This window comes from Bradyrhizobium sp. (genome assembly GCF_019242285.1).
GTDB lineage: Bacteria > Pseudomonadota > Alphaproteobacteria > Rhizobiales > Xanthobacteraceae > Bradyrhizobium.
In genome coordinates this window covers 1-7,131 of record NZ_JAFAVV010000349.1, presented here as the reverse complement: position 1 = coordinate 7,131, position 7,131 = coordinate 1, and the positions used below count along the sequence as shown (strand labels likewise).

Below are 7,131 nucleotides of genomic sequence, written 5' to 3'. Positions count from 1 at the left end.
CCATATGTCAACTTGAGGTTGGACAATAATCCAGCAAGCGCTGAGATACCGCAATTAGTAATACTATATCTCGACCCGATTAGTGATAACTGTGACGGAAGGATCACAGATGGGGTTGCACCTGTTGCTCTCGTGCAGCGACGCGAGGGATGCGTGTTGCATCGCGATATCTGTAGATCTGTAGGGTTGGGCTAAGCGGACGCTTGCGCGGAAGCCCGCCAAGCAAAGGCAGAAGCGTGCCCATCATTCAAGACTGTGCTGTCGAGACAGTTGCGGGCACAGCGCTCCGCGCGATGCGTAGCCTCGTCGCGTGCGCGCTTTGGCCTACGCTTCTCTCCCCCCGCTCGCCCTCCTCGCGAGCCCGACCACCACTTGACTTGCCGCGCCGCCCGCGAATAATTTCCCGAAGGTCGATTGGGCGACCCACGGACCGCGTAAAGGGTTCAACCCGCCTCACTCAGCACTGAGCTGACATTCCCTTCTTTCTTGCCCGAGAGTCGCGGTCGCCGGGCGCTTCGAGAAAGAAGGTTGCCCATGTCCCAGGCTCTGCCTGAACATCCCGATCTCGCCTGGCTGAAAAAGGCTGCCAAGAAGCGGCTGGCCCAGCTTCGCGCCGTCAAGCCCGAGACGCGCCTCTACGAGGCGCAGCTCGCCGTCGCCAACGACCATGGCTTTCCGAGCTGGCGCGCGCTCAAGGCCCATCTCGATGGGCTGAGCCCCGACCTGTACCGGGACGACCGCGTGTTCGACGCCGCCCGCGCCGGCGACGTCGAAACCCTCAGGCGCGCCTTTGCCCTGGGCTTCGATCCGTCGACGCCGGACCGCGACGGCCGCACCATCCACCAGATCGCCAAGGAGTTGCGGCACGAGGCGATCGAATTGCTCGCCCGCGACGCCCAGGGCGGCCGCGGCGCGCGGCCGGAAGCCGAGCGGCAGGCGCTTCAGGACATCGCAAGCGCGGCCCAGTCCGGCAATGTCGCGGCGCTCCGCGCCGGCCTCGACGCGCATCCCGAGTTGATCGACGCGTTGGCCGGGCGCGGCTTCGAAAAGGCGGCTGCGCTGCATCTGGCGGCCCTGCACAACCGGCACGACGCGATCCGCCTCCTGATCGAGCGCGGCGCCGATCTCGATCGCCGCGATTTTCCCGACAACGCCGCGCCGCTGCATTTCGCCGCCGCGCATGGCGATCTCGAAACCATTCGGCTGCTGGTCGACGCCGGCGCGGACATCGAGGGCAAGGGCGACGATTATGCCGTCGGCGTGCTCGGCTGGGCCACCTGCTTCAAAGAGGTGCGCGAGGAGGTAGCAAGCCATCTCCTGGACCACGGCGCGACGCTCAATGTCTGGACCGCAATTGCGCTCGATCGCGCCGAGGAGCTACGCGCCATGATCGTGCAGGACCCGACCCTGCTCGCCGCGCGTATGAGCCGCAACCAGCACCGGCGCAGCGCGCTGCACCACGCCGCCGCGAAGAACCGGCTCACCATGGTGCAGCTCCTGCTCGCGCTCGGCGCCGATCCGAATGCCACCGACGCCACCGGCGCCACCGCGCTGACCACGGCTTCCCAGGAGCATGCCGACGGGCGCATCGTCTCGGCGCTGCTGGCTGGGGGGACAAAACTCGATTTCCTCACCGCGCTCAACACCGGTCGCTACGACGAGGCCGAGGCGATGCTGCGCGAAAACCCCGCCCGCATCGGCCCCGACGGCGCCGACACCATCGCGCTGCATCTGGCGGTCAGCCGGAAGAATCTCGCCGTGATCCGCTGGCTGCTGGCACATGGCGCAGCGGTCGATGCCAAGCGGCCGATATGGGACTGCAATCACACCGCCCTGCACATGACGGTCGAGAGCGGCGCGATCGACATCGCCCGCCTGCTGCTCGACGCCGGCGCCAGTCCGAACATCCGCGACGACAAGTACGACGCCACGGCGCTCGGCTGGGCGGAATATTTCGGGCGTGATGATTTCGTGGCGCTGCTCCACGGCAAGGGCGGCGAGGAAGACGGGAATCGGTAGGGTGAGCCAAGCTTTCGTCATCGCTCGAAGAGCGGTGGCGAAAGCGTGCCCTCCATGCAGCGCGCGCCACAAGCTCAGACCCGTAGCTCGAATGAGACGACCTGTCCGCCGAAGCTCGAAGAGCGTAGGGGGAAGCGACATCCGGGACGTGGCTCCCCGCTACCGGTCGGCGCCCAGCAAAACCGCGAAACCTATTGCGAAATAATTTCCTTTCCCGTAAGTTAAAACTTACGAAATGCCGGAGTCAGGGTGATCAGGTCGGAAAAGTTGCTGCTGCAGCTTCAGGCATTGGCGCACCCTGCGCGCCTCTGGATCGTGGCGCGTCTGTCTCGCGAGCGACGCGCCTACGTCAGTCAACTGGCACGCGAGGCAGGTATCAGTCGCCCGCTCATGAAGATGCATCTGCGCAAGCTCGAGATCGCGGGACTCGTGGTCAGTGCGGTGGAGACGGCCGAAAGCGGCAAGGCCGCCAATTTCTACGAAATCGTGCCGTTCGAGCTGTTGCTCAATCCGCTCGGCATCGCCAAGGCCGGCCCCTTCCCCTCGCCCGGCTCGTTCCATTCCACAGGAGAATCCGATGGCTGAGGCGTCAACGTATTTTTTCGTCCTGTCGATCCTCGTGCTCGTCGCCGGCCTTGTCGTCTTCGCGATGAAATACGCTTCCGCTGCCTATCAGAGCCGGCTGAAGGCAACATGGCAGACCGACATGGAGACCGCGATGAGCGCCCTGGGCGAGGAGATCAGCCGCCTCTCCGCGCGAATGAGCTCGGTGGAGAAACTGCTGCGCGAGGTCGAGTGATGCCGGGCCGCGCCGTCCGCCTCCTCGCCATCGCCGAGGCCCTCACCCTTCTGACGCTGATCTTCATCGCGGTCCCGCTGAAGCACATCGGCGGGATCAGGCAGGCGACCACGGTCCTCGGACCGGTCCATGGACTGACCTTCCTCGCCTTTTGCTGGGCCGCCGTGCGGGCGTGGTCGGAAGGCGCGATCGAACGGCGCGATGTCGTCCGGCTCGTGATTGGCGCATGCCTTCCGTTCGGGGGATTCGTCAACGAGCGATGGCTTCGCCGGAGGCTCGGACAGGCTTGATGCTCTATGCCCTGACCAAGGCCGGCCATATCGTGAGCATGGTGCTCTGGCTCGGCGGCATGCTCGCCGCCGCATTGGCCCTGCTGCGAGATGATCGAGAGACCCTGCGCCTCTTCAAGCGCTGGGACCAGGGCGTGACGACGCCCGCCATGTTCTCGACCTGGGTGCTCGGTGCCGCGCTTGCCGTGCAGGGCGGCTGGTTCGGCGCCGGATGGCTGTCGGTCAAGCTCGCGATCGTGGTCGTGATCTCGGCGGTACACGGCATCATTTCCGGCCGGCTGCGAAGCTCAGCGGACGCGGGGAGAAAGGCCGCGCCCGATCGCGCGGCAGGCATCACCCTGCCGGTCATGATCGCAGGCCTCGCTTTGATCGTCCTTCTGGTGGTGCTGAAGCCGTCCTGGTCGTGACCAGCCGGCGGGTACCCATGTCTCGACGCTGCTATTGCGGAGCCGGCATTGTCGGCCCGCTACGTCTTCAACCGCGGAATCAGCCGGCATGCGTTGCCGTGGCCGATCGCGCTGAGCTCGGCTTCGTCGAGCCCGCGCTCCTGGAGGTTCTTCATCTGGTCGAGCGGAAAATACGGATAGTCCGAGCCGTAGGTGACCCTGGAGACCGGGACGAGCTCGAGCAGCGCGGCGATCGCCGGCGCGCTGGTGGCGTTGGCGGTGTCGTAGTTGAGACGTCTCAATTCGCCCACCACCCCTTCCGGCGCGAATTCGTGCACATTGGGCATCGCGCCGTAGAACGCCTCGATCCGGCCCGCCATCATCGGGACCGTGCCGCCGGCATGCGAGAACAGCCAGTTGATGTCCCGCCAGCGCGCGAAGGCGCCGGACAGCAACAGGCTCGTGACCGCGCGCGTGGTGTCGTGGGGCACCTCGATCACGGCCGGAAATGCGCCGACGCCGAGCCGGGCGCAGCAGCTCGCGACCAGCGGATGCACATAGACCACCGCCTTGCGGTGGTTCAACTCGTCGAACACCGGCCTGTAGTCGGCATGACCCAGCCACTTGTCGCCGTAATTGGTCTGCAGGCCGACGCCGTCGGCCTTCAGCGTGTCGAAGGCATATTCGATCTCCCTGAGCGTCCAGTCGGGATCGAGCATCGACAGGGTGGCGAACAGCCCGAACCGGCCGGGATGGTCGCGCATCATGTCCGCGGCGAAGTCGTTGCAGTCGCGGGCAAGCCGGTTGGCCTTCTCGGCGTTGAAGTCGAACCAGACACCCGGCGTCGACGCCATCGACAGCACGCCGGTCCGGATGCCGTTGCGATCCATGTCCTCGATCGCCTTGGCTTTCGACCAGGCGACCTGTCCGGCAAAATGCCGAAGACCGCGCTGATCCTCCCAGTCGAGCCAGATCTTCTGGTACTGTGGCGGATAGAAGTGATGGTGGGTGTCGATCAGCTCGCGCCCCTCGGCCGCGTCCCCCTCGCCCGGGAGAACGGCAGCGGCCCCCAGCGCCGCCGCGCCGGCGATGAATCCGCGGCGCGACAGCGGCATCGTCTCGCAACATGCACAGCCGGAAAAGTGACGCCGCTGCGGTAAAGACCTGATCATGACGAATCTCGCTCTTGCAAATTGGGACAACAACCGCCTGATGATCAGTCGCCGAAATTGCGGCGCAATTTCAGCCGGACGCCTGGCGGTTACGGCTGTAATCGCCCGGCGCAGGCCGCGGCCAATCGCACCCGCCGGATGCTGCCCGCGACGGATCGCAGGACACCCACGCGCGGCTCGCCCTTCTCTCCCCCAACCCCCGTTGCTATCGTCGCCGACAATGACGAGCGAAAGAAGGAAACGCCATGAGGGGACCCGAGGATGACGAAGGCTTCGCCGGCAAGGTCGCGCTGATCTCCGGCGGCGGAGCGGCCGGCGACGGCATCGGCAACGGACGCGCCGCCGCGATCCTGCTGGCCCGCGCCGGCGCGAAGGTCATGGTGGCCGACCGCGAACTGAAGCTCGCCGAGCGCACCGTCGAGATGATCGGTGAGGAAAGCGGCACGGCGGCGGCGTTTGCCGCCGATATCACCGACGAGGCCGACTGCAGGCGGCTGGTGGAGGCGACCGTCGCCCGCTTCGGCCGGCTCGATTTCCTCGACAACAATGTCGGCATCGGCAGCCGCGGCAGCGTGGTCGACGAGAAGCCGGAGCAGTACCGCCGCGTCATGCAGGTCAATGTCGAGAGCATGTTCCTGCTCTCGAAATACGCGATCCCCGCGATGATCGACACCGCGAAGGGCGGCGCGATCGTCAACATCTCCTCGATCTCGGCGCTGCGGCCACGCGGGCTCACCACCTACACGGTTTCCAAGGCCGCGATCATCGGGCTGACGCGCGCGATGGCGGTCGACCATGGCCGCGACAACATCCGCGTCAACTGCATCTGCCCGGGGCCGATGTACACGCCGATGGTCTATGGGCGCGGCATGAGCGAGAACGCGCGTGCGAATCGCGCCAGGGCCTCGGTACTGAAGCTGGAAGGCACCGGCTGGGACGTCGGCCACGCCGTGAAATTCCTGCTCAGCAATCACGCCCGCTACATCACCGGCCAGGCGCTGGTGGTCGACGGTGGTGTCACGCTGCAGGCGCCCGAACGCGAATCCGAGGACCACTGAGAGAAGGAAACCAAGACGATGGCCCGCCTGCCCTATCTCGAGCCCGACCAGGTCGCGCCCGAATATCGCGACATGCTCAAGCGCAACACCAATCTGCACAAGCTGCTCGTCAACTCGCCCGACATGGCCCGTGCCTTCAACGGCGTCGGCGGCTATATCCGCTTCAAGAGCAAGATCGATCCGCGGCTGCGCGAGCTCGCCATCCTGCAGGTCGGCTGGCTGGAGAAATCCGAATACGAGTTCACCCATCACGTGAAGATCGGCAAGGAATTCGGCGTCACCGACGACGACATCGAAAGCCTGTTCGCCGAGACCGAAGGCAAGCCGTCGAAGCTCGAGCCGCTGGCGAAAGCGATCCTGAAGGGCGCGCGCGAGATGGTGCGCGAGCTCGCGATGCGGGAGGAGACTTTCACCGACATCAAGCAGCATCTCTCCGACGAGCAGATGGTCGACCTCGTGCTGACGATCGCCTTCTATTGCGCCGTGGTGCGCGTGCTCGCGACCATGCAGATCGACAACGAGCCCTACTACAAGGAGGTGCTCCAGCAATATCCCATTCCCGGAGTGAACTGACATGCGCCTCAAGGACAAGATCGCCATCGTCGTCGGCGCCGGGCAGAGCCCCGGCGAAGGCATCGGCAACGGCCGCGCCACCGCGCTCACCTTCGCGCGAGAAGGCGCCAAGGTGCTGTGCGTCGATTACAATCTCGCCTCGGCGGAAGAAACCGTCGGCATGATCACCGCGACAGGCGGCACCGCGGCGGCCTGCAAGGCGGACGTCACCAGGGATGCCGAGATCAAGGCGATGGTCGACGACGCGATGCGACGCTGGGGCCGGATCGACGTCCTGCACAACAATGTCGGCGTCTCTCTCGCCGGCGGGGACGCCGAGCTGCTCACGATCACGGAGGAGGCCTTCGACCGCTGCGTCGCGATCAACCTGAAGAGCTGCATCCTCGCCGCCAAGCACGTGATCCCGATCATGCGGCAGCAGCGGAGCGGCGCCATCATCAATATCTCCTCGATGGCGGCGATCACGACCTATCCCTACGTCGCCTACAAGGCGACCAAGACGGCGATGATCGCCTTCACCGAGCAGCTCGCCTATCAGAACGCCGACTATGGCATCCGCGCCAATGTCATCCTGCCGGGGCTGATGAACACGCCGATGGCGGTCGATACCCGTGCCCGCGAATGGCACAAGACCCGCGCCGAGGTCGAGGCCGATCGCGATCGCCAGGTGCCGCTGCGCAGGAAGATGGGCACGGGCTGGGACGTCGCCAATGCCGCGCTGTTCCTTGCGTCCGACGAGGCCAACTTCATCACGGGGGTGACCTTGCCGGTCGACGGCGGCTCGAGCGTGCGACGGGGCTGAGCGGGCTAACGCGCCAAACGGCTATGCTTTCG

The 7,131-nt window shown here is 65.6% G+C and carries 9 protein-coding genes; 8 read left to right on the top strand and 1 reads right to left on the bottom strand.

Going from position 1 to position 7,131, the window contains the following annotated elements; all coding sequences use genetic code 11:
- Positions 1-534: 534 nt before the first annotated feature.
- The 5 genes from JOY90_RS13790 to JOY90_RS13770 all read left to right on the top strand — a co-directional run bounded on the left by JOY90_RS13790 (position 535) and on the right by JOY90_RS13770 (position 3,515).
- Positions 535-2,019, top strand: coding sequence for an ankyrin repeat domain-containing protein (locus tag JOY90_RS13790; RefSeq protein ID WP_291691677.1), 1,485 nt, complete (start codon positions 535-537; stop codon positions 2,017-2,019).
- A gap of 267 nt (positions 2,020-2,286) precedes the next feature.
- Positions 2,287-2,604 carry a winged helix-turn-helix domain-containing protein gene (locus JOY90_RS13785; RefSeq protein ID WP_291691676.1) on the top strand — a complete coding sequence of 106 codons (318 nt, stop codon included), beginning with the start codon at positions 2,287-2,289 and terminating at the stop codon, positions 2,602-2,604.
- A complete protein-coding gene (locus JOY90_RS13780) occupies positions 2,597-2,818 on the top strand; it encodes a hypothetical protein (protein ID WP_291691675.1) in 222 nt (73 codons plus the stop codon). Before JOY90_RS13785 ends, JOY90_RS13780 begins: the two co-directional genes overlap by 8 nt.
- Positions 2,818-3,108 (top strand): DUF3817 domain-containing protein, encoded by a 291-nt coding sequence (locus JOY90_RS13775; RefSeq protein ID WP_291691674.1) that lies wholly within the window; start codon positions 2,818-2,820, stop codon positions 3,106-3,108. Before JOY90_RS13780 ends, JOY90_RS13775 begins: the two co-directional genes overlap by 1 nt.
- Positions 3,108-3,515 carry a CopD family protein gene (locus JOY90_RS13770; protein ID WP_291691673.1) on the top strand — a complete coding sequence of 136 codons (408 nt, stop codon included), beginning with the start codon at positions 3,108-3,110 and terminating at the stop codon, positions 3,513-3,515. Before JOY90_RS13775 ends, JOY90_RS13770 begins: the two co-directional genes overlap by 1 nt.
- A 59-nt stretch (positions 3,516-3,574) precedes the next feature.
- Here the strand turns inward: JOY90_RS13770 and JOY90_RS13765 are convergent, their stop codons facing one another.
- Positions 3,575-4,609, bottom strand: coding sequence for an amidohydrolase family protein (locus JOY90_RS13765; RefSeq protein ID WP_291691672.1), 1,035 nt, complete (start codon positions 4,607-4,609; stop codon positions 3,575-3,577).
- A 302-nt stretch (positions 4,610-4,911) separates the two neighbouring features.
- Here JOY90_RS13765 and JOY90_RS13760 point away from each other — a divergent pair, with 302 nt between their 5' ends.
- Genes JOY90_RS13760 through JOY90_RS13750 form a run of 3 tightly spaced genes read left to right on the top strand, consistent with a single transcriptional unit; the run spans position 4,912 to position 7,099 of the window.
- A complete protein-coding gene (locus JOY90_RS13760) occupies positions 4,912-5,724 on the top strand; it encodes an SDR family NAD(P)-dependent oxidoreductase (protein WP_291691671.1) in 813 nt (270 codons plus the stop codon).
- Positions 5,725-5,742: 18 nt separating this feature from the next.
- Positions 5,743-6,297, top strand: coding sequence for a carboxymuconolactone decarboxylase family protein (locus JOY90_RS13755; RefSeq protein ID WP_291691670.1), 555 nt, complete (start codon positions 5,743-5,745; stop codon positions 6,295-6,297).
- A 1-nt stretch (position 6,298) separates the two neighbouring features.
- Positions 6,299-7,099 (top strand): SDR family NAD(P)-dependent oxidoreductase, encoded by an 801-nt coding sequence (locus JOY90_RS13750; RefSeq protein WP_291691669.1) that lies wholly within the window; start codon positions 6,299-6,301, stop codon positions 7,097-7,099.
- Positions 7,100-7,131: the final 32 nt, after the last annotated feature.